Raw genomic sequence first — 21,101 nt, 5'->3', positions numbered from 1 at the left:
CGGGGGCCTTGCGCATTTGCGGGGCGACTACAGGAAACGCGACGGAAACGTGGGTACCGGTCGCTAGGCTGACTGATCGCGAAAAAGCCGATCGGGAGGTCGTGAGTGGCGGAGCGGGCGTTCCAGGTCGATCTGCGGGGCGTGGTGGACCTCCTCAGCCGCCATCTGTACTCCAGTCCGCGCGTCTACCTGCGGGAACTGCTGCAGAACGCGGTGGACGCGATCACCGCGCGCGGCGACGTCCCGGGCCTGGTCCAGATCACGACCGGCGGCGGCGCGCTGCGGGTGGAGGACGACGGGATCGGGCTGACCGAGGACGAGGTCCACCGGCTGCTGGCGACGATCGGCCGGTCGTCCAAGCGCGACGAGCTGGGCTTCGCCCGGCACGACTTCCTCGGCCAGTTCGGGATCGGGCTGCTGTCGGCGTTCCTGGTGGCGGACGAGATCGAGGTCGTGACGCGGTCGGCGCGCGGCGGCCCGGCGGTGCGGTGGACGGGCCGGTCCGGCGGCAGCTACACGGTCGAGCCGGGCGAACGGGACGAGCCGGGCACGACGGTGACGCTGCGGTCGCGGCCGGGCGCGGGGGAGCTGCTGGAACGTCCGGCCGTGCTGGACCTGGCGCGCGCGTACGGGTCGCTGCTGCCGGTCGAGGTCACGGTGGACGGCGAGCTGATCACGACCGGCGGCCCGCCGTGGCGCGCGGAGTACCCCGACCCGGCGCGCCGCCGCCGCGCGCTGGAGACGTACTGCGCGTCGGTGTTCGGGTTCGAGCCGTTCGACGTGATCGACCTGGACGTCCCCGAGGCGGGCCTGACGGGCGTCGCGTTCGTGGTGCCGGAGTCGGTGCCGCCGGGGTCGCGCCGCGCGCACCGGGTGTACCTGAAGCGGATGCTGCTGGCGGAGGGCGTCGAGGGGCTGCTGCCGGAGTGGGCGTTCTTCGTCCGGTGCGTGGTGGACGCGGGGGAGCTGCGGCCGACGGCGTCCCGCGAGGCGCTGTACGAGGACGAGCTGCTGGAGGCGGCCCGGACCGCGCTCGGCGAGCGGCTGCGCGGCTGGCTGGTGGAGCTGGCCGAGACCGAGCCGGCGCTGCTGCGGGGGTTCCTGCGGCTGCACCAGCTCGGCGTGAAGGCGATGGCGGTCGGCGACGACGAGATGCTGCGCGTGGTGGACCGGTGGCTGGAGTTCGAGACGTCGGCGGGGCCGATGACGCTCGCAGAGTTCCGGAGCGGCCACCCCGGCGGCCGGTACGCGGCGAGCGTGGAGGAGTTCCGGCGGCTGTCGGCGGTGGCGGCGGCGCAGGGCGTGGGCCTGGTCAACGCCGGTTACGTCCACGACGTCGAGATCATCGAACGGTTGCGGAACATCGATCCGGACAGTGACCTGCGCCCGCTGGACGCCGCCGAGCTGACCACCCGGCTCGGCACGCCCGACCCGGACGCCGAGCTGGCGCTGCGCCCGTTCCTCGCGCGGGCGCAGCGGGCCGTGGAGGCGCTGGGCTGCGAGATCGTCGTGCGGGACTTCGACCCGGCGTCGCTGCCCGCGCTGTACCTGGCGAGCCGGTCGGCGCGGCACCAGGCGGAGCTGGAGGTCGCGCGGGACGCGTCGGACGCGCTGTGGGCGGACGTGCTCGGCGCGCTGCGCGGGGCCGTCCCGGCGGACCGTCCGCAGCTCGTCCTGAACCACCGCAACCCGCTGACCCGGCGCGTCACCGCGCTGACCGACGACGCGCTCGTCGAGCTGGCGGTGCAGGGCCTGTACGGGCAGGCGCTGCTGCTCGGCCACCATCCGCTGCGCCCGGCGGACACGGCCGTCCTGAACCGGTCGTTCCTCGGCCTGCTGGAGTGGGCGACGCGGAAGGAGCAGCGATGAGCGAGGAGCACGTCCGGGACCTGATGGGACGGGCGTTCGCGCTGCCCTACGGCGAGGCCCGGACGGTGCTCACCGAGGAGGCGCTGCGTCGGGCGGAGGAGACGGGCGACGCGGCGCTGACGTTCCAGGTCCGCATGGAGCTGGGGCAGGCGTACCAGTCCGGCGGCGAGCCGATCAAGACGTTCACGACGTTCACCCGGGCGCTCGCCGACTTCGACCGCGCGCCCGGCGAGCTGGACGACTCGGCCGAGCAGCGGTTGCTGTGGCAGTTCAAGTGGATCGTCCACTCGCTGACGCTGTTCCCCGAGGTGCCGCTGGACCGGACGCGGGCCGTCCTCGCCGACATGGAGCGCCGGTACACGCTCGGCGGGCACAGCCTGCACGCGGTGTACGCGCGGCGGGCGCGGGTGGCGATGCACCTCGGCGACGCCGACGACGCGGCTCACTGGTACGCGAAATGGAACGCGGCACCGCGCGACGGGCTGTCGGACTGCGAGGGCTGCGACCCGACCGGCAAGGCCGCCTACCTGGCCTGGCGCGGCCGGGACGCGGACGCGCTCGCGGTCGCCGCGCCGGTGCTGAGCGCCGAGCTGGACTGTACCGAGCAGCCGCAGACGATGCTGACCGCGCTGCTGCCGATCTACCTGCGGACGGGCCGGCTGGACGAGGCCCGCACCGCGCACCTGCGGGCGTACCGGCTGATCCGGACGAAGATCAGCGAGCTGGGCGAGATCGCCGACCATGTGGAGTTCTGCGCGCGGACGGGCAACGAGGTGCGCGGGCTGGAGATCGTCCAGCGGCATCTGCCCTGGCTGGACCGCGCGCCGAGCCCGTTCGACGCGATGCGGTTCGCGGCGGCGTCGGCGCTGCTGCTCGGCCGGATGGCGGGCGCCGGGCACGGCGGGCAGACGGTGGCGCGGCGGCCGGGGGAGGACCGGCCGATCGCGGCGGTCGCGGCCGAGCTGGCCGCGCAGGCGACCGAGCTGGCGGCGCTGTTCGACGCGCGCAACGGCACGTCCGCGCAGGGCGACCGGGTGCGGGAGCTGCTGGCGGCCGAGCCGGTGGTGGAGCATCTGCCGCTGCTGGCGGCGCAGGGGCGGCGGACCGTCCGGCCGCCCGCGCCGTCCGCGCCGGACCTGGCGGACGTCACCGAGCCGGGCGCGGCGCTGGACCGCGCGGAGGACGCCTGGCGGCGCGACGACGTCCCGACGGCGCTGGCCGCCTGGCGGCGGTTCGACGCGCTCGTCGGCGACGTGAACCCGGACGGGAACCCGCCGGACGTGACCCCGCTGGACGCGGCGCGCCGCGCGGACGGCCGGGGCGTCGAGGCCATCGCGTCCGGCGACCCGGAGGCGGCGGTCGCGGCGTGGACGCGCGCCGCCGAGCTGTACGCCGCGGCGGGCGACCTGGAGCGGCACCACGCGGCGAGCAGCCGGGTCGGCGGCCTGCACGAGATGCTGGGCCGTCTGGACGTGGCGTTCCCGCTGCTCACGGCCGCCGTCGAGTACCTGTCCGCGCACGCGGTGAAGCCGGGCCGCGCGGTGGGCGCGCGGCTGCGGCTGGCGACCGCGCACGTGGCGGCCGGCGACCCGGCGGCGGCCCTCGCCGTCCTCGCCGGGGCGGTGCCGGGCGACGCGTCCGACACCGCGCTGATCGCGATCCTGCGCGGCCGGATCCTCGCGGGCACCGGCGACCAGGACGCCGCCGTCGCCGAGTGGCGCGCCGCGCGCGCCGCCGCCCGCGAGGCGGAGATCCCGGGGCTGCGCGCCGAGGCGTCGCTGCTGCTCGGCGCGACGCTCGCGCAGCTCGGCCACCTGCGTCCCGACGGCCACGAGGAGCGGTTCGCGGCGGCGCTGGACGCGTTGGACGAGGCCGTCGAGCACGCGGGCGACGCGCTGACCCGCACGTCCGCGCACGCCGAGCGCGGCGACCTGCTGCTGTCGCGCGAGCGCCCGGCGGACGCGGCGCCCGACCTGGCCGAGGCCGTCGCGGGCTATACCGCCCTCGGCGACACCGAGCACGCGACGCGCGCCCGGATCGCCCTGGCCAGTGCGTATTACGGCGCGGACCGCCACCTGGAGGCGGCGGAGGTGGCCGAGCAGGCGGCGGCGGACGTCACCGCGCTGGACGACCGCGAGGCCGAACGCCGCTGCCGCCTGCTCGTCGCGCACGCCCGCCGCGAACTCGGCGAGGAACAGGCGGCCGACGCGTTCGCCGACCTGGCCGAGCTGGCGCGCGCCGACGGCGACCCGCACGGCACGGCGTACCTGCTGGAGCAGTCCGCCGAGATCCTGACCGCGCACGACCGCGACGACGCGGCGGCGGGCCGGTTCACCGCCGCCGCCGACACCTACGTCGTCGCGGGCGACCCCTACGGCGCGGTGCGGACGCTGCGCCGCGCCGCCCTCTGCCACTGGTGGGACGCCGACGGCGACGCGGCCCTGGCCACCCTGACCCGGGCCCGCGCCGCCCTGACCGATCTCCCCGCCGACAACGCCGCCGCGCTGACCTGGGAGACGGCCCTGGTCGACTACGACGGCGCCCGCATCCTCGCGGGCCTCGGCCGCGTCCCCGAGGCGCTGGCCTCCGTCGAGGCCGCGATCGCGGGCTTCACCGAGCTGGGCGAGCCCGAGGCCGCCGCCCACGCCGCCCGCCTCCGCGACGACCTCCGCTCGTCCTTCGACTGAGTCAGAGGCGGTCAGAGGCGGGCGGCGGCGTCGGACGGGGTCGCGTCGTGGAAGGCGGGGGCGGGCCAGTCGCGGGCGGTGAAGGCCGCGGTGATCGCGTCCCGGATACGGGGCGCGCGGTCGGCGGGGGCCAGGACGGTCACCGCGCCGCCGGGGCCGCCGGAGATCCGCGCGCCGCGCGCGCCCGCGCGCAGGGCCGCGTCCACGGTCGCGTCGGCCTGCGGCCAGGACGTCTGGAACTGGTCGCGCAGGGACATCTGGGACGCGTTCAGCATCGCCCCCAGCTCCGCGACGGCGCCCGCGCGCAGCAGGCCCGCCGCCGCGTCGATCCGGTGCCGTTCGGTCACGAGGTGCTGGACGCGGCGCCGCAGGACCGGGTCGCGGAGCGTCGCCAGCGCCCCGGCGAGGTCGCGGACGTCCCCGAGCGACGCGACGCCGAGCCGCCGGGCCGCCGCCGCGCACTCGTCCCGGCGCGCGGCGGCGAGGCCCGGGTCGGGGCCCGCGTGGGTGTCCACGGCGAACAGGACCAATCCGGCGCGCGTCACATCGCACGGCAGCGTGCCCGCAACGTAGGTGCGGCGGTCGACCAGCACCGCGCGGCCCGCGACGCCGAGCAGCGACGCGGCGGCGTCCGGACGGCCCGGCTCGGCTGCGAACGGCACCAGCGCGGGTGCGTCCAGGTCCAGGCCGTACAGGTCGCGCAGCGCCAGCACGACGGCGGCGGCGAGCGCGCCGGGGGCGCCGAGGCCCGGCGGCAGGTCGGTCTCGGCCTTCACCGCGACGCCGCCCGCGGCCAGCCGCCGGGCCGCGTCCGCCGCCGGGGCCGTCCAGGCTTCGGCGGGCAGGTCCAGCGTGTCGGAGCGCACGGCGTCCACGGTCACGCCGCCGGGGATCGCGACGGTCAGCGCCGGTCCGTCGGCGTCGTGCTCCTCGCCGAGCAGGACGACGCGGCCCGGCGCGCGCCACCGGCCGCCCGTCATCGCGGCCCGGTGCTGAGGAACGCCCAGGCGTCCGCGACCATCGCGGTCAGGTCGCGCTCGGGCTTCCAGCCGAGCGTGCGGTGGATCTCGTCCGACGACGCGACCAGCACGGCCGGGTCGCCGGGCCGCCGCGCCTCGGCCCGCGCCGGGATCGGGTGCCCGGTGACCTCGCGGCACACCTCGACCACCGCGCGGACGGAGTAGCCCGTCCCGCTGCCGAGGTTGAAGATCGTGTGGGTGCCGGGCACGACGGCGTCCAGCGCGAGCAGGTGCGCGTCCGCGAGGTCGACCACGTGGACGTAGTCGCGGATGCACGTGCCGTCCGGCGTCGGGTAGTCCTCGCCGAAGATCTTCACCGCGTCGCCCTGACCGAGCGCGATCTTCAGCACGTTCGGGATGAGGTGCGTCTCGACCGTGTGCCGCTCGCCGAGCGCCAGGCCGTCGTCGAGCAGCGCGCCCGCGACGTTGAAGTACCGCAGCGACACCCCGCCGAGCCCGTACAGCCGGGCGAACTCGGCGAGCGTCGTGTCGATCGCCAGCTTGGACGCGCCGTAGGGGTTGGTCGGACGGGTCGGCGCCGTCTCGGTGATCGGCGTGGCCTCCGGCTCGCCGTAGGTCGCGGCGGTCGAGGAGAACACGATGCGGGAGACGTCCGTGCGGCGCATCGCGTCCAGCAGCGCCAGCGTCTCGCCGAGGTTCTTGTCCCAGTACAGCGCGGGCTTCTCCACCGACTCGCCGACGAGCGACTTGGCGGCGAAGTGCAGCACGGCGTCGAACCCGCCCTCGGACAGGACGCGGTGGGACGTGTCGCGCAGCGTCCCGATCACCAGCGTGGCGCCCGGCGGGACGGCGTCGGCGTGGCCGGTGGACAGGTCGTCCAGCACGACGACCTCGTGGCCCGCCGCGATGAGCCGGGCGGACACGACGCCGCCGATGTAGCCGGCGCCGCCGGTGACGAGAACTTTCACGAGCTGACCTCCAGGACGCCGGGTACGACGCCGCTCAGGCTACCCACCGCGTCCGGGCCGCGGCCGTGCACTCCGTCAAACGCCCGGTGATCTCCCGGACGTAGAATGGGGACGCTGCGCCCGACCACCCCGTGCCGGTGGTGTCACCGCGGGGCGAGGCCATCCTGGCCGGAGGGTCCCGTGGTCCGCGACGCCGTTCCGTAACGGGCCTGAGAGAATCGAATCCGTGCGAATGTCCGAAGCGCCTGCGTCCGCCGCCCCGCGCGTGTTTTCCGGGATCCAGCCCACCGCCGACTCGTTCCACCTCGGCAACTACCTCGGCGCGCTGCGGCAGTGGGTGGCGCTGCAGGACAGCCACGACGCGTTCTACTGCGTGGTGGACCTGCACGCGATCACGGTGGAGCACGACCCGGCGCTGCTGCGGCACCGGTCGCGGGTGTCGGCCGCGCAGCTGCTCGCGATGGGCATCGACCAGGAGCGCTCGACGCTGTTCGTGCAGAGCCAGGTCCCCGAGCACGCGGAGCTGGCGTGGGTGCTCGGCTGCCTCACCGGGTTCGGCGAGGCCGGTCGGATGACGCAGTTCAAGGACAAGTCGGCCAAGCAGGGCACGTCGGCGACGACCGTCGGGCTGTTCACCTACCCGGTGCTGATGGCGTCCGACATCCTGCTCTACACGCCCGAGCCCGGCGCGGGCGCGCGCTTGGAGGTGCCGGTCGGCGAGGACCAGCGGCAACACCTGGAGCTGACGCGGACGCTCGCGCAACGCTTCAACCACCGCTTCGGCGACACGTTCGTCCTGCCGGACGGCTACATCCCGAAGACCGCCGCGAAGATCACCGACCTCCAGGAGCCGACGGTCAAGATGAGCAAGTCGGCGTCGTCCCCGCAGGGGATCGTCGACCTGCTGGAGGAGCCCGGCCCGCTGCGCAAGAAGATCATGCGCGCGGTCACCGACACCGGCACCGAGGTCCGCTACGACGAGGCCGAGAAGCCCGGCGTCACCAACCTCATGCGGATCTTCGCCGCGCTGGACGGCACCACCCCCGACGCCATCGAGGCCCGGTACGCGGGCAGCGGCTACGGCCAGTTCAAGAAGGACCTGGCCGCGATCGTGGTGGACGCGCTGACCCCGATCCGCGAGCGCACCCAGGCCCTGCTCGCCGACGAGGACGAGCTGGACAAGCTGCTGGCCCGGGGCGCCGAGCGGGCGAGCGCCGTCGCGTCCCGGACGATGGAGATCGTGCGCGACCGGGTGGGATTCGTCGGACGTGGCCGCTGACCCTGGGGACGGGCGCGCCCCCGGCGCCGCCGTGACGATCGGGATCTCGATCCCGGTCCCCGAACCGTTCGGGCGGCGCCTGTGCGAGGCGCGCCTGTCCCTCGGCGACCCGCTCGCCGCCTCGATCCCCGCGCACATCACGCTGGCGCCGCCGACGGTGGTGCCGTGCGCCGAGCTGCCGGGCGTCGTGGACCATCTGCTGCGCGTCGCGACGGCCGAGCGCCGGTTCTGGATCCGGTTGCGGGGGACGGGAACGTTCCGTCCCGTCTCCCCGGTCGTTTTCGTGGCGCTCGCCGAAGGAATCGAAGGCTGCGAGCGTGTCCAGGCGAACGTCATGACGGGTCCGCTCCAGGGCGACCCGACGTTTCCGTACCACCCGCACGTGACGATCGCCCACCATCTGCCCGACGAGGTGATGGACCGGGCGTTCAAGGAGCTTTCGGGCTTCCGCGCGGACTTTGAGGCCTGGGGCTTCGCGCTCTACAAGCTGGGCCGGGACGGCATCTGGCGCCGCGACCGCGACTTCACGTTCGGCACGGGCCACGACTAGGACATTTGTCCTGCCTTTTCCGGTGCGGACCGGCTCTGCCGCCGTCCGCCGCGCCGCCGCGACGATGGGGACGTCAACCGATGAACCCCCAGGGAGCGGACATGAACGGCATCATCGCCCGGCGGCGCGGCACCGAGATCACGTGGGACGACCTGCGCGACGTCCGCCCGCTCCCGGTCTGGTTCTTCGGCTTCGAGGGCCTGATGGCGGGCGCGTTCGACCTCTGCAAGGCCTGGCACGGCGCCTGGGCGCTCCTCCTGGCCCTCGCGGCGGTGAACATGGTCGTCGGCCTGACCGTCCTGCGCCGCCGCCTCAAGCTCGCCCGCGCGATGCTGCGCAACAGCCGCACCCGCAAGATCGCCGTCGCCCTCGTCGCCGCCCGGATCGCCCTGCACGCCGTCCTCGCCGCGCTGGGCCTCCAGATCACCGCCCCCGCCGCCCACCTCGCCCTCGCCGCCGCGATGACCGCCGGGACGGTCGCCCTGCTCTGGCTCAACCAGCGCCTCACCTTCCGCGCCCTCGCCCGCACCGCGTGAGTAGGCGCGCCGCGTAACCGCGCGGTGGCAGGGAAGGACACGGAGCGTGTCCGGTAGCACCGAATCCTGGGACGTTCTCGGCGCGGCGGAGCTCGCGTCGCCGGTGGCGGCCGTCGACGTGGTCACGGACGAGCTGGCGCGGCGGTTCGGCGCGACGTCCGTCTCGTTCCTGTTCGCCGACATCCTCGGCCGCGAACTCGTCCGGCTCGGCCCGCGCAGCGCGGGGGTGGCGGGCCGCGCGGCGCCCCGCATCGAGCTCCGCGGCAGCGTGTACGACAAGGTCCTGCGCACGCAGCGTCCCGCCACCGAGCACGATCTGGCGTCGGGCGGCGTCCGGCTGATCGTGCCGGTCAGCAATCGCGGCGACGTCATCGGGCTGCTCGAACTGACCGTCGCCGCCGCCGACGACCCGGCCCTGCGCGCGATCCGCGCCGTCGCGCACGCCCTCGCGTACATGGTCGTCACCGACAGCCGTTTCACCGACCTGTACAAGTGGGGCAGGCGGACCACGCCGCTCAACCTCGCCGCCGAGATCCAGCACCAGCTCCTCCCGTCGGCGACGACGCTGGAGGGGGCCGAGTTCGTCCTCGCCGGAGCCCTGGAGCCGGCCGACAGGATCGGCGGCGACACCTACGACTTCACGCTCGACCACGACACCGTCCAGGTGTCCATCACCGACGCGATGGGCCACGACATCGAGGCCGCGCTGCTGGCGACGCTGCTCGTCGGCGCGCTGCGGCGCGTCCGCCGCGCCGGGGGCGGCCTCGCCGTGCAGGCGACCGACGCGCACCGCGCCGTCGCCGACCACGGCCGCGGCGCGCTCGCCACCGGGCAGTTGCTGCGCGTCCGGCTCGCGGACGGCGCGTGCGAGCTGGTCAACGCGGGCCACCCGTGGCCGCTGCGGCTGCGCGGCGGCGCGGTGGAGGAACTCGAACTCGTCCCGGACCTGCCGTTCGGCGTGCCGGGCGCCGGCGTCTACGGCGTCCAGACCCTGACGCTGCGGCCCGGCGACCGGATCGTCCTCGTGACCGACGGGATGCTGGAGCGCGAGGCCGGGGCCGTGGAAATCCCCGCCCTGATCCGCGACACCGGGCACCTCCACCCGCGCGAGGCCGCCCAGACCCTGACCCGCGCGGTGTACCAGGCCGTCGGCGGACGGCTCCGCGACGACGCGACCGTCCTCTGCATGGACTGGCGCGGCCCCGGTCTCGGCTGAGCGCGGGTCAGGTCGTCTCGTCGGCGGGGGAGCGGCGGCGGCGCAGCACCGCGAACAGGACCGCGACGGCCATCACCGCGCCCGCCGCGCCGCCGCCGACCAGCCACCAGCGCCGGCCGCTCTCGGTCGAGCCGAGCGACGACGACAGCACCTTCGCCGACTTGCCCTGGACCCCGGCGTTCGCGGGCGTGCCCGGCGCCACCAGCTCACCGACCGGCCGCACCTTGCCGGCGGCCGCGAACCCCCAGTCCAGGAGCTTGGCCGCGTACGGCGACGGCGGGACGTCCGCCTTCATCAGCGAGATCAGGATCGTGTGGTTCCCGCGCTTGGCCTCGGCCACGAACGTCTGCCCCGCCGCGACCGTGTAGCCGTTCTTCCCGCCGAGCATCCCGGTGTAGGCGTGCGGCTGGCCCGCCAGCATCCGGTTGTGCGTGTAGATCGGGTACCCGCCGGTCTTGCGGCCCTTCTTGCGCTGCCGCTTGGTCGGCGGCGCGGGGAAGTGCGTGGTCAGCGCCCGGACGTACGCGCGGAAGTCCGGGTTCTTCATGCCCTCCCGCAGGATCAGCGCGAGGTCGTAGGACGAGGTGTGCTGCGTCCGGACGTTCAGCCCGAGGTCCACGTCCAGCCCGTTCGGCGACGCGGCGAGCGTGTCGGACGCGTGCAGGTGCCGCGCCTCGGCGTTCATGTCCGCGATCGTCCGGGCCATGCCGCCGTTGGCCTCGGCGAGCGTCACCGCCGCGTCGTTCGCCGACATCATCAGCAGCGCGTGGAACAGGTCCGACACCTTGTACTGCATCGCCGGCGTCATGCCGACCTTGGTGCCCTCCACGTCGCACGCCTTCTGCGACGGCCGGACGAGCCGGTTCGGGTCCAGCCTCGGGATCAGCGTCAGCGCGGTCAGCGTCTTCAGCGTGCTCGCGGGCAGGTACTTGCCGTGCGGGTCCTTGGCGGCGAGGACCTGGCCGGTGTCGGCGTCGGCGATCACCCAGGACGCGGCGTTGATCTTCGGCGGGGCGCGGAACCCGGCGGGGGCGTCCACGATCGTCCCGGTCGCGCCGAGGCGCTCGCCCCCGACCGGCGGCGCGGCCGTCGCCGTCCCCGGCACGGCCGATACGCAGAGCGCGGCCGTCGCGACGAACGCGGCGCGACGTGGAAGTCCCCGTGATGATCCCATGATTCCCCGAGCGGTGAGCGACGTGTCGACAGAACCGTACCCATGGGAGTGAAAAGCGAGCTATCCCCCCGGTAATGATCGGACGGGTGCCGAGAGCTAGTCCGTTCGGGTGGTGGCGAAGGCGGAAACGATGGCCGATAACGGTGATCGCCGATGGTTCCGTCGTGCAGGGTTCCCGGTCCGCCGACGGATTTGCTCCCCGTGCCGTACACCGACCTGCGAGGATTGCGAGCGGAGGTCTCCGTGGCCATTGACTTCAACCCCTCACGCGGCGCGACCCTGGGCGTGGAGTGGGAGCTTCAACTCGTGGACGCCAAGACCCGGCATCTGCGCCAGGACGCCCGCGAGGTCCTCGCCGACCTGCCGAGCCTCAGCGAGGGCGGCGGGAACGCCAAGGCCCGGCACGAGATGATGGAGTCCACGGTCGAGATCGTCACCGGGATCTGCCACACGGTCGGGGAGGCCAAGGCCGACCTCGCGGCGACGCTCGGCGCGCTGCGCGGCGCGGCGGCGGCGCGCGGCATCGGGCTGGCCTGCACCGGCACCCACCCGATCAGCGACTGGCGGGACGCCGTCATGGCCCCGATGCAGCGCTACGCCGACCTGGTGGAGCAGATGCAGTGGCTCGCGCGGCGGATCCAGACGTTCGGCGTCCACGTCCACGTCGGGGTCACCGACGGCGCCAAGGCGATCCCGATCGTCAACGCGCTCGCCGGGTACCTGCCGCACTTCCTCGCGCTGACCGGCTCCAGCCCGTACTGGGGCGGGGCGGACACGGGCCTGGCGTCCAGCCGCGCGATCGTGTTCGGCCAGCTCCCGACGGCGGGTCCCCCGCACCTGCTGGACGGCTGGCCGGAGTTCGAGGACTACATGGCCACCCTGCTCAGGGCGGGGACGATCCGAAGCATCAAAGAGGTATGGTGGGACATCCGCCCGCATCCCGATTTCGGTACGGTCGAGATCCGGATGTTCGACGGCATTCCCACCCTGCGCGAGGTGGGCATGGCGGCGGCGCTGTGCCAGAGCCTCGTGACGCTGTTCGAGCAGCAGATCGACCGCGGCTACACCCTGCCCCGTCCCGCCGCCTGGGTCGTGCGCGACAACAAGTGGCGCGCCACCCGCTACGGTCTCGACGCGGTCGTCATCACCGACGACGGCGGGAGCACCGCCCCGCTCCGCGACGAGCTGTACGAGCTGGTCCGCGAGCTGGAACCGGTCGCCGAGCGGCTCGGCTGCGCGGCCGAACTGGGGGTCGCGGCGGAGGTCCTCGACCGGGGGGCGTCCTACGAGCGCCAGCGCGCGATCCGCGCCGCGGGCGGCTCCCTGGAGGACGTGGTGGACGCGGCCGTCGCCGAGCTGGCCGAGGACAGATTCGTCACGGAGGTCGCGCATGCCCGGCGATGAGGACCGGCGGGACGGCGGGCGCGAGCCCGGCCGGGGCGTCCCGCGGTCCGCGCCCGGCTCCACCGCGTCCGGCGCCACCGGGCCGGACGCCACCGAACAGGTCTCGGGACGGGCGGTGCGCCGTCCGTCCCTCGCACAGGGGGCGCACATGACGCAGCCAGGGCCCGGGCTCATGCCCGGCGTCGCTTCTCCGCCGGCGGGCGGACCGGACACGGCGGGGGCGCTTCGGCCGCAGCTCGACGCGTTCCTCGCCGCGCACGGCGGCGAGCTGGTGGAGTTCCGCCGCGATCTGCACCGGCATCCCGAACTCGGGTACGCCGAGCACCGCACGACGGCGCGGATCGTGGAGCGGTTGCGGCAGGCGGGGCTCGCGCCGCGCGTCCTGCCGAAGGGCACCGGCGTGCTCTGCGACGTCGGGCCCGAGGACGGGCCGACGGTCGCGCTGCGGGCCGACATCGACGCGCTGCCGCTGCAGGACGAGAAGACGGCCGTCCCGTACCGCTCGACGGTGCCGGGCGTCGCGCACGCGTGCGGGCACGACGTCCACACGACGATGGTGCTCGGCGCCGGGCTGTTCCTCGCGCGGCAGGCGGCGGCGGGGCTGCTGCCCGGCCGGGTGCGGCTGGTGTTCCAGCCCGCCGAGGAGTCGCCGGGCGGGGCGCTGGACGTGCTGGCGGCGGGCGGCGCGGTCGGCGTGGACCGGGTGTTCGCGCTGCACTGCGACCCGCGCATCGAGGTCGGCGAGCTGGGGCTGCGCGCCGGGGCGATCACGGCGGCGTGCGACAAGGTGTACGTCCGGGTGACCGGGCCGGGCGGGCACACGGCGCGTCCGCACCTCACGGCCGACCTGGTGTACGCGCTGGCGAAGATCGTCACCGAGCTGCCCGCGGCGCTGTCGCGGCGGGTGGACCCCCGGTCCAGCCTGTCGCTGGTGTGGGGCCGGGTGTCGGCCGGGTCGGTGGCGAACGCGATCCCCGACGACGGCATCGCCGAGGGCACCGTCCGCTGCCTGGACGACGACGCCTGGCACCGCGCGCCGGAGATGATGCGGTCGCTGCTCCAGTCGGTCGCCGCCGCGTACGACGTGGAGGCGTCGCTGGAGTACGTCCGGGGCGTCCCGCCGACGGTGAACGAGGCGGCGAGCGTGGACATGTTCCGCGACGCGGCGGCGCTCGTCCTCGGCCCGGACGGCGCGGTCCCGACGCCGCAGAGCCTCGGCGGCGAGGACTTCGGCTGGTACCTGGAGACGGTCCCGGGCGCGCTGGCGCGGCTCGGCGTCCGCACGCCGGGCTCGACCGCCGACTACGACCTGCACCGGGGCGACTTCGACGTGGACGAGGGGTGCATTCCGGTCGGCGTCCGCGTCCTGACCGCGACGGCGCTGACCGCCCTGTGGGACGGCCGCCGTCCGGGCGAGCCGGTGGCGGGGGCGGCCCTGGCCTGACCTGCCGGTGACGGGTGAACGCCCAGGTCGCAACACGTTCGTAACCGCGTTCGGTCCCCCGGCGGCGGGCAGGTCCCGCCCCGATAACGGACGCGTTGCGGTTCGACGCCGCCTGGGCGTTTTTCCCTGCTCGCGGGATAACTTCCCCTGGATTCCAGTGGCCGGAATCACCGCCGCGCGTCGGGCGGGGGGAACGAAGGGAGCGCACGTTGCGCCGTGGTCTGAAGGTATCGCTCGTCGCGCTGACGGGCACCGCGTTGACGCTCACCGCCGCCGGGTGCGGCGGCAAGAAGGCCGCCACCTCCGACCAGAAGACCGTGAAGGTCGGTCTCGCGTTCGACGTGGGCGGCCGGGGCGACCAGTCCTACAACGACTCGGCGGCGCGCGGCCTGGAACGGGTCAAGAAGGAACTCAAGGTCACCACCGAGGAGATCTCGGCGAAGCAGGACGAGCCGGACGCCGACAAGGAGTCGCGGCTGCGCCTGCTGGCGGGCAAGGGCTACCAGATGGTGATCGGCATCGGGTTCGCCTACACGGCGGCGGTGCTGAAGGTCGCCAAGGACTACCCGAACACCAAGTTCCTCGTCGTCGACGCCGACCAGTGCAAGGTGTCGGGCGCGAACGTCCTCGGCGCATGCTTCTCCGAGGAGCAGGGCTCGTACCTGGTGGGCGCGGCGGCGGCGCTGAAGTCCAAGACCGGGACGATCGGGTTCATCGGCGGGGTGAACGTCCCGCTGATCCACAAGTTCGAGGCCGGGTACGACGCGGGCGCGAAGAAGGTGAAGCCGGGGATCAAGGTGCTCCCCGGCAAGTACCTGACGCAGCCCCCGAACTTCGACGGCTTCAAGAACCCCGCGCTCGGCAGCGAGGCCGCGCAGGGCCAGCTCGACCAGGGCGCGGACGTGATCTACCACGCGGCCGGCGGCGCGGGCCTCGGCGTGATCAAGACGGTCGGCGCGGCGGGCAAGTGGGCGATCGGCGTCGACTCCGACCAGTACGCGCAGCCCGCGCTGGCCGCGGTGAAGAACCAGATCCTCACCTCGATGGTGAAGCGCGTGGACCTGTCGGTGTACGACTTCGTGAAGTCGGTCGGCGACGGCACGTTCAAGGCCGGGACGAAGCAATACAACCTGGCCAATGACGGCGTCGGCTTCGCGGTGAGCGGCGGCCACATGGACGACATCAAGGCCCAGCTGGACGACCTCAAGGCCCAGATCGTCGCCGGGAAGATCGTCGTCCCGACCGAGTAGAGCGTCCGGGTGCGCTCTCCGGAGCGCACCCGTCTCAATCACCAGGGGGGTGCGACCGGTGCCTGACGCTGCCGTACGCCTGACCGGCATCACGAAACGGTTCCCCGGCGTCGTCGCCAACCGCGACGTGGACCTGACGATCGAGCGCGGCGAGGTCCACGCGCTGTGCGGGGAGAACGGCGCCGGCAAGTCCACGCTGATGAAGATCCTGTACGGGATGCAGCGGCCGGACGAGGGGACCGTCGAGATCGACGGCGAGCAGGTCGTCCTGCGGTCCCCGGCCGACGCGATCGCGCGCGGGATCGGGATGGTCCACCAGCACTTCAAGCTGGCCGACAACCTGACCGTGCTGGAGAACGTGATCCTCGGCGCCGAGCCGCGCCGGTTCGGCCGGATCGACTTCGCGGCGGCCCGCGCCGCGATCCGCGACATGTCCGCGCGGTACGGGTTGCGCGTCGACCCCGACAGTCTCGTCCAGCCGCTCGGCGTGGGGGACCGGCAGCGCGTCGAGATCCTCAAGGTGCTGTACCGGGGCGCGAAGGTCCTGATCCTGGACGAGCCGACGGCGGTGCTCGTCCCGCAGGAGGTGGACGAGCTGTTCGCCAACCTGCGGGAGCTGCGCGCCGAGGGCCTGACGGTCCTGTTCATCTCGCACAAGCTGGACGAGGTGCTGTCGGTCGCCGACGCGATCTCGGTGATCCGGCGCGGCACGACCGTCGCGACCCGGCTGGACCCGGCGGAGGTCACGGCGCGGCGGCTGGCGGAGCTGATGGTCGGGTCGGAGCTGCCGACGCCGGAGCTGCGCGAGTCCACGGTGACCGACGAGGTCCAGCTCGACGTCGCGGGGCTGACCGTCCGGACGCCGGAGGGCCGCGCGGTCGTGGACGACGTGTCGCTGCGCATCCGGCGCGGCGAGATCGTCGGGCTCGCGGGCGTCGAGGGCAACGGGCAGGGCGAGCTGATCGAGGCGCTGATGGGGATCCGCCCGGCGGCGTCCGGGACGATCCGGTACGGCGGCGTCGACGTGACGCACTGGCCGACGCGCCGCCGCCGCGAGGCGGGCATCGCCTACATCCCCGAGGACCGGCACCGGCACGGGCTCGTGCTGGAGGCGCCGCTGTGGGAGAACCGGATGCTCGGCCACCAGACCGAGCGCCCGAACGCGCGCGGCCCGTGGATCGACCGGCGCGGCGCGCGCCGCGACACGGCCCGGATCGCGGCCGAGTACGACGTCCGGACGCCCGGGATCGACGTCCCGGCGGGCGCCCTGTCGGGCGGCAACCAGCAGAAGCTCATCGTGGGCCGCGAGATGTCGGGCGCGCCGAAGCTGCTGGTCGCCGCGCACCCGACGCGCGGCATCGACGTGGGCGCGCAGGCGGCGATCTGGGACGCGCTGCGCGCCGCCCGCGCGGCGGGCCTGGCCGTCCTGCTCGTCAGCGCCGACCTTGAGGAACTGATCGGCATGTCGGACACGCTGCACGTGATCCTGCGAGGCCGCCTCGTCGCCGAGGTCGACCCCCGCTCGGTCACCCCCGAAGACCTCGGCTCCGCAATGACCGGAGCCGTCTCATGAGCAAGAAGGTGCCTGCGTGGCAGGCGGTGTTGCGGGGGCTCGGGCCGCGGGGGATGGCGTTGCGGATCGGGGCGCCGGTGCTGGCGCTGCTGATCTCGCTCGGCATCACGATGGTGCTGCTGCGGGTCACCGGGGCCGATCCGGTGAGTTCCGTGCAGGCCATGGTCGACTACGGGACGACGCCGAACTCGGTCGTCGACATCCTCAACCGGGCGACGCGCTACTACCTGTCGGCGGTGGCGGTCGCGATCGGGTTCCGGATGGCGCTGCTCAACATCGGCGTGGACGGCCAGTACCGGCTGGCGGCGCTGCTCGCGGCGGCGCTGGCGGGCGCGCTGTCGCTGCCCGCGCCGTTCGGGCAGATCCTGACGATCGTCGCGGCGATGGTCGTCGGCGGGCTGTGGGCGGCGATCGCGGGCGTGCTGAAGGTGACGCGCGGCGTCAGCGAGGTCCTGTCCACGATCATGCTGAACTCGATCGCGACCGGGCTCATCGCCTACCTGCTGAACCCCAAGCGGCTCGCGGAGATGCGGCCGGGCAGCAACAACATCGCGACGCCGCAGGTCCCGTCGTCCGGACGGGTCGGGGCGCTGAACGGCGCGTTGTCGGCGATCGGGATCGACCTGCCTGGACGGCTCTACGGGCTGCTGCCGGTGGCGATCGTCGTCGGGATCGTGTTCTGGGTCGTCGTGAACTACACGCGGTTCGGGTTCGACCTGAAGGTGTCGGGGCTCGCGCCGGGCGCGGCGGAGGCCAGCGGCGTCAGCGCCAAGAAGATGATCGTCGTCACGATGGTCACGTCCGGCGCGATCGCGGGCCTGATCGGGATGCCGGAGCTGCTGGGCGCGTCCTACGAGTACTCGCTGAACTTCCCGGCGGGCCTCGGGTTCACCGGGATCACGGTGGCGCTGCTCGGCCGCAACCATCCGCTCGGCATCGCGTTCGCGGCCGTGCTGTTCGCGTTCCTCGACCAGACCTCCGACGTGCTGCAGGAGGTCGAGGTGCCCAAGGAGATCGTCGGCGTGATGCAGGGCGTGGTCGTCCTGACCGTCGTCATCGTGTACGAGCTGGTGCGGCGCTTCGAGATCCGGCGCGAGCAGCGGGCCGTCGCGGGCGAGCTGGCGACCGGCCATGACCTCGCGCGGGCGGGGAAGGGACGGTGAACGCCGTGAAGAAGCTCCGGCTGCCGCACTACCTGCTCATCGCGGCGGGCCTGCTCGTCCTGCTGTCGCTGGTGCGGGTCGTGGACGGCGCGAACGACGTCACGTCCAGCGGCACGGTCGAGGCCATGCTGCGCCTCGCGGTGCCGATCTTCCTGGCCGGGCTCGGCGGGCTGTGGGCCGAGCGCGCGGGCGTGATCAACATCGGGCTCGAAGGCATGATGATCCTCGGGACGTGGACGGGCGCCTGGGCCGGCTACCAGTGGGGCCCGTGGATCGGCGTCCTCGCGGGCATCGCGGGCGGCGCGCTCGGCGGCCTGCTGCACGCGGTCGCGACCGTCTCGTTCGGCGTCGACCACATCGTGTCCGGCGTCGCGATCAACATCCTCGGGCTGGGCCTGACCCAGTTCCTCGCGGGCCTGGTGTTCAACGTCGGACACGCCAAGGAGCTGGGCGGCGGCCCCCGGCAGTCGCCGCCGGTCGACCCGATCACCAAGATCTCGCTGCCGGTGCTGTCGGGCGGCGGCGGCACGCCCGACTGGCTCGGGTCGCTGGAGAAGCACCACTGGTTCCTGGTCTCCGACCTCGCGGGCGTCCTGCGCGGCCTGACGCACCAGATGTCGCTGCTCACGCTGGTGGCGCTGCTGCTCGTCCCGGTGAGCTACTTCGTGCTGTGGCGGACGCCGTTCGGGCTGCGCGTCCGGTCCTGCGGCGAGGACCCGTACGCCGCCGAGTCGCTGGGCGTCCGCGTGTACCGGATGAAGTACGCGGCGGTGCTCATCTCGGGCGGGCTGGCCGGGCTGGCGGGCGCGTTCCTCGTGACGGTCGCCGCGCCGATCTACCAGGACGGCCAGACGGCCGGGCGCGGCTTCATCGGCCTCGCCGCGATGATCTTCGGGAACTGGCGTCCCGGCGGGCTCGCGGCGGGCTCGCTGCTGTTCGGGTACACCGACGCGATGAACGTCCGGGACGGCGGGCAGGCCGTGCACGCGCTGCTGCTGTTCGTGGCCGTCCTGCTCGTCGCGGTCGCGGCGTGGCAGGCGTGGCGGCGCTCGTTCCTCGCGGCGGGGCTGGCGGCGGTCGCGGCCGTCGGGCTGCTCGTCTGGTTCCTCGACAGCGACGTCGTCCCGGGCGAACTGGTGTCGTTCAGCCCGCACCTCACGACCCTGCTCGTCCTCGCGCTCGCGAGCCAAAGGCTCCGCATGCCGGCGGCCGACGGCTTGCGCTACCGGCGGGGTGAGGCACGCTAGGCGCATGACGAAGATCGACTGGCCGGTGCTGCGGGCGTCCGCGCGGACGGCGATGGAACGTGCCTACGCTCCGTACTCCGGCTTCCCGGTCGGCGCGGCGGGCCTCGCGGCCGACGGCCGGGTCCTCACCGGCTGCAACGTCGAGAACGCCAGCTACGGTGTCGGGCTGTGCGCCGAGTGCAGCCTCGTGTCGGCGCTGTTCGGCGGGGACGCCCCGCAGAGCCCCCGGCTGGTCGCCGTCGCGGTGGTGGATCGGAACGGCGATCCGCTCATGCCGTGCGGACGCTGCCGCCAGATCCTGTGGGAGCACGGCGGGCCGGACCTGCTGCTGGAGACCGCCGCCGGCGTGCGCCCGCTCGCCGAGCTGCTGCCGGACGCGTTCGGCCCCGCCGACCTGACCGACCGAGCCTGAAGGGGGACGCCGTGGACGCCATCGACGTCATCCGCGCCAAGCGGGACGGGGCCGCGCTGAGCCCCGCGCAGATCGACTGGGTCGTGGACGCCTACACGCGCGGCGCGGTCGCCGATGAGCAGATGGCCGCGCTCGCGATGGCGATCCTGCTCAACGGCATGTCGCGCGCCGAGGTCTCCCGCTGGACGGAGGCGATGATCGCGTCCGGGGAGCGGATGGACTGGTCGGCGCTGGACCGTCCGACGACCGACAAGCACTCCACCGGCGGCGTCGGCGACAAGATCACGCTGCCGCTGGCGCCGCTGGTCGCGGCGTGCGGCGCGGCCGTCCCGCAGCTCTCCGGCCGGGGCCTCGGCCACACCGGCGGCACGCTGGACAAGCTGGAGTCGATCCCGGGCTGGCGCGCGTCGCTGAGCGCCGCCGAGATGCTGGACGTCCTCGCCGCGACGGGCGCGGTCGTCTGCGCGGCGGGCGGCGGCCTCGCCCCCGCCGACCGCAAGCTCTACGCGCTGCGGGACGTGACGGGCACGGTCGAGTCGATCCCGCTCATCGCCTCCTCGATCATGTCGAAGAAGATCGCCGAGGGCACGGGCGCGCTGGTCCTGGACGTCAAGGTCGGCTCGGGCGCGTTCATGAAGGCCGAGGCGCCGGCGCGGGAGCTGGCCGAGACGATGGTCGCGATCGGCGCCGACCACGGCCTGCGGACGGTCGCGCTGCTGACGGCGATGGACCGTCCGCTCGGCGCGGCCGTCGGCAACGCCGTCGAGGTCGCCGAGGCCGTCGAGGTTCTTTCGGGGGGCGGCCCGCCCGACGTGGTGGAACTAACGGTCGCGCTGGCCCGCGAAATGCTGGCGGCGGCGGGCCTCACGGCCGCCAAGGACCCGGCGGCGGCCCTCGCGGACGGCTCGGCGATGGACGTCTGGCGCCGCATGGTCGTCGCGCAGGGCGGCAACCCGGACGCGCCGCTCCCGGTGGCCCGCGAGGAGCACGTGCTGCGCGCCCCGGCGTCCGGCGTCCTGACCCGCCTGGACGCCTACGGGGTCGGCCTGGCGGCCTGGCGCCTGGGCGCGGGCCGCGCGCGCAAGGAGGACCCGGTCTCGTTCGGCGCGGGCGTCATCTGCCACGCCAAGCCCGGCGACACCGTCCGCGAGGGCGCCCCGCTGCTGACCCTCCACGCCGACGACACGTCCCGCTTCCCCCGAGCCCTGGAAGCCCTCTCCGACGCGATAGAGATCACCGACACGGGAACCCCCGACCTGCTCCCCTTGATCATCGACCGCATCGCCTGACCCGCCGGGCGGGCCCGGCCGTCCGCCGGCCCACCCGCTGATCGCCGCGCCGGACGATCA

17 protein-coding genes are annotated in these 21,101 nt (G+C 74.1%); 14 read left to right on the top strand and 3 right to left on the bottom strand.

Annotated elements, in window-relative coordinates:
- Positions 1-105 precede the first annotated feature (105 nt).
- A complete protein-coding gene (locus GQ466_RS10160; RefSeq protein ID WP_161102636.1) occupies positions 106-1,869 on the top strand; it encodes an HSP90 family protein in 1,764 nt (587 codons plus the stop codon).
- Positions 1,866-4,556 carry an ATP-binding protein gene (locus GQ466_RS10155; RefSeq protein ID WP_161102635.1) on the top strand — a complete coding sequence of 897 codons (2,691 nt, stop codon included), beginning with the start codon at positions 1,866-1,868 and terminating at the stop codon, positions 4,554-4,556. The genes GQ466_RS10160 and GQ466_RS10155 overlap by 4 nt, the downstream gene beginning before the upstream one ends.
- A gap of 11 nt (positions 4,557-4,567) precedes the next feature.
- Here GQ466_RS10155 and GQ466_RS10150 read toward each other — a convergent pair whose 3' ends face one another.
- Together GQ466_RS10150 and galE are read right to left on the bottom strand one after the other, a co-directional pair.
- Positions 4,568-5,536, bottom strand: coding sequence for a GHMP family kinase ATP-binding protein (locus GQ466_RS10150; protein ID WP_161102634.1), 969 nt, complete (start codon positions 5,534-5,536; stop codon positions 4,568-4,570).
- Positions 5,533-6,504 (bottom strand): UDP-glucose 4-epimerase GalE, encoded by a 972-nt coding sequence (gene galE / locus GQ466_RS10145; RefSeq protein ID WP_161102633.1) that lies wholly within the window; start codon positions 6,502-6,504, stop codon positions 5,533-5,535. The genes GQ466_RS10150 and galE overlap by 4 nt, the downstream gene beginning before the upstream one ends.
- A gap of 232 nt (positions 6,505-6,736) precedes the next feature.
- Between galE and trpS the strand changes: the two genes are divergently transcribed.
- The 4 genes from trpS to GQ466_RS31420 all read left to right on the top strand — a co-directional run bounded on the left by trpS (position 6,737) and on the right by GQ466_RS31420 (position 10,085).
- Entirely contained in the window at positions 6,737-7,783 is a 1,047-nt protein-coding gene (gene trpS, locus GQ466_RS10140) for a tryptophan--tRNA ligase (protein ID WP_161102632.1), read from the top strand.
- Positions 7,773-8,333 carry a 2'-5' RNA ligase family protein gene (locus GQ466_RS10135; protein ID WP_337193411.1) on the top strand — a complete coding sequence of 187 codons (561 nt, stop codon included), beginning with the start codon at positions 7,773-7,775 and terminating at the stop codon, positions 8,331-8,333. The genes trpS and GQ466_RS10135 overlap by 11 nt, the downstream gene beginning before the upstream one ends.
- Before the next feature lie 101 nt (positions 8,334-8,434).
- Positions 8,435-8,869 (top strand): hypothetical protein, encoded by a 435-nt coding sequence (locus GQ466_RS10130; RefSeq protein ID WP_161102631.1) that lies wholly within the window; start codon positions 8,435-8,437, stop codon positions 8,867-8,869.
- 46 nt (positions 8,870-8,915) lie between these two features.
- Positions 8,916-10,085, top strand: coding sequence for a SpoIIE family protein phosphatase (locus tag GQ466_RS31420; protein ID WP_161102630.1), 1,170 nt, complete (start codon positions 8,916-8,918; stop codon positions 10,083-10,085).
- A gap of 7 nt (positions 10,086-10,092) precedes the next feature.
- Here GQ466_RS31420 and GQ466_RS10120 read toward each other — a convergent pair whose 3' ends face one another.
- Positions 10,093-11,259: a D-alanyl-D-alanine carboxypeptidase family protein gene (locus tag GQ466_RS10120; RefSeq protein WP_161102629.1), complete on the bottom strand. Its 1,167-nt coding sequence runs from the start codon at positions 11,257-11,259 to the stop codon at positions 10,093-10,095.
- Between the two features lie 243 nt (positions 11,260-11,502).
- Between GQ466_RS10120 and GQ466_RS10115 the strand changes: the two genes are divergently transcribed.
- The 8 genes from GQ466_RS10115 (at position 11,503) to GQ466_RS10080 (ending at position 21,041) form a co-directional block, all read left to right on the top strand.
- Positions 11,503-12,663: a glutamate--cysteine ligase gene (locus GQ466_RS10115; protein ID WP_161102628.1), complete on the top strand. Its 1,161-nt coding sequence runs from the start codon at positions 11,503-11,505 to the stop codon at positions 12,661-12,663.
- 172 nt (positions 12,664-12,835) lie between these two features.
- The gene (locus GQ466_RS10110) at positions 12,836-14,107 is read left to right on the top strand and encodes an amidohydrolase (RefSeq protein WP_161103806.1); all 1,272 of its coding nucleotides are present in this window, start codon (positions 12,836-12,838) and stop codon (positions 14,105-14,107) included.
- Between the two features lie 209 nt (positions 14,108-14,316).
- On the top strand, positions 14,317-15,357 hold the full coding sequence (locus GQ466_RS10105) for a BMP family lipoprotein (RefSeq protein ID WP_161102627.1): 1,041 nt from the start codon (positions 14,317-14,319) through the stop codon (positions 15,355-15,357).
- Positions 15,358-15,415: 58 nt separating this feature from the next.
- Complete coding sequence (locus GQ466_RS10100) at positions 15,416-16,930, top strand: ABC transporter ATP-binding protein (protein ID WP_337193410.1); 1,515 nt, start codon at positions 15,416-15,418, stop codon at positions 16,928-16,930.
- A complete protein-coding gene (locus GQ466_RS10095; protein WP_161102626.1) occupies positions 16,927-18,093 on the top strand; it encodes an ABC transporter permease in 1,167 nt (388 codons plus the stop codon). The genes GQ466_RS10100 and GQ466_RS10095 overlap by 4 nt, the downstream gene beginning before the upstream one ends.
- A 5-nt stretch (positions 18,094-18,098) precedes the next feature.
- Positions 18,099-19,340: an ABC transporter permease gene (locus GQ466_RS10090; protein WP_419866914.1), complete on the top strand. Its 1,242-nt coding sequence runs from the start codon at positions 18,099-18,101 to the stop codon at positions 19,338-19,340.
- 4 nt (positions 19,341-19,344) lie between these two features.
- Positions 19,345-19,752, top strand: a complete 408-nt coding sequence (locus GQ466_RS10085) for a cytidine deaminase (RefSeq protein ID WP_161102624.1) — start codon at positions 19,345-19,347, stop codon at positions 19,750-19,752.
- Between the two features lie 11 nt (positions 19,753-19,763).
- Entirely contained in the window at positions 19,764-21,041 is a 1,278-nt protein-coding gene (locus GQ466_RS10080; protein ID WP_161102623.1) for a thymidine phosphorylase, read from the top strand.
- Positions 21,042-21,101 lie beyond the last annotated feature (60 nt).

This window comes from Actinomadura rayongensis, from assembly GCF_009831215.1.
Classification (GTDB): Bacteria; Actinomycetota; Actinomycetes; order Streptosporangiales; family Streptosporangiaceae; genus Spirillospora; species Spirillospora rayongensis.
This window is presented reverse-complemented; position numbering and strand designations above follow the sequence as displayed.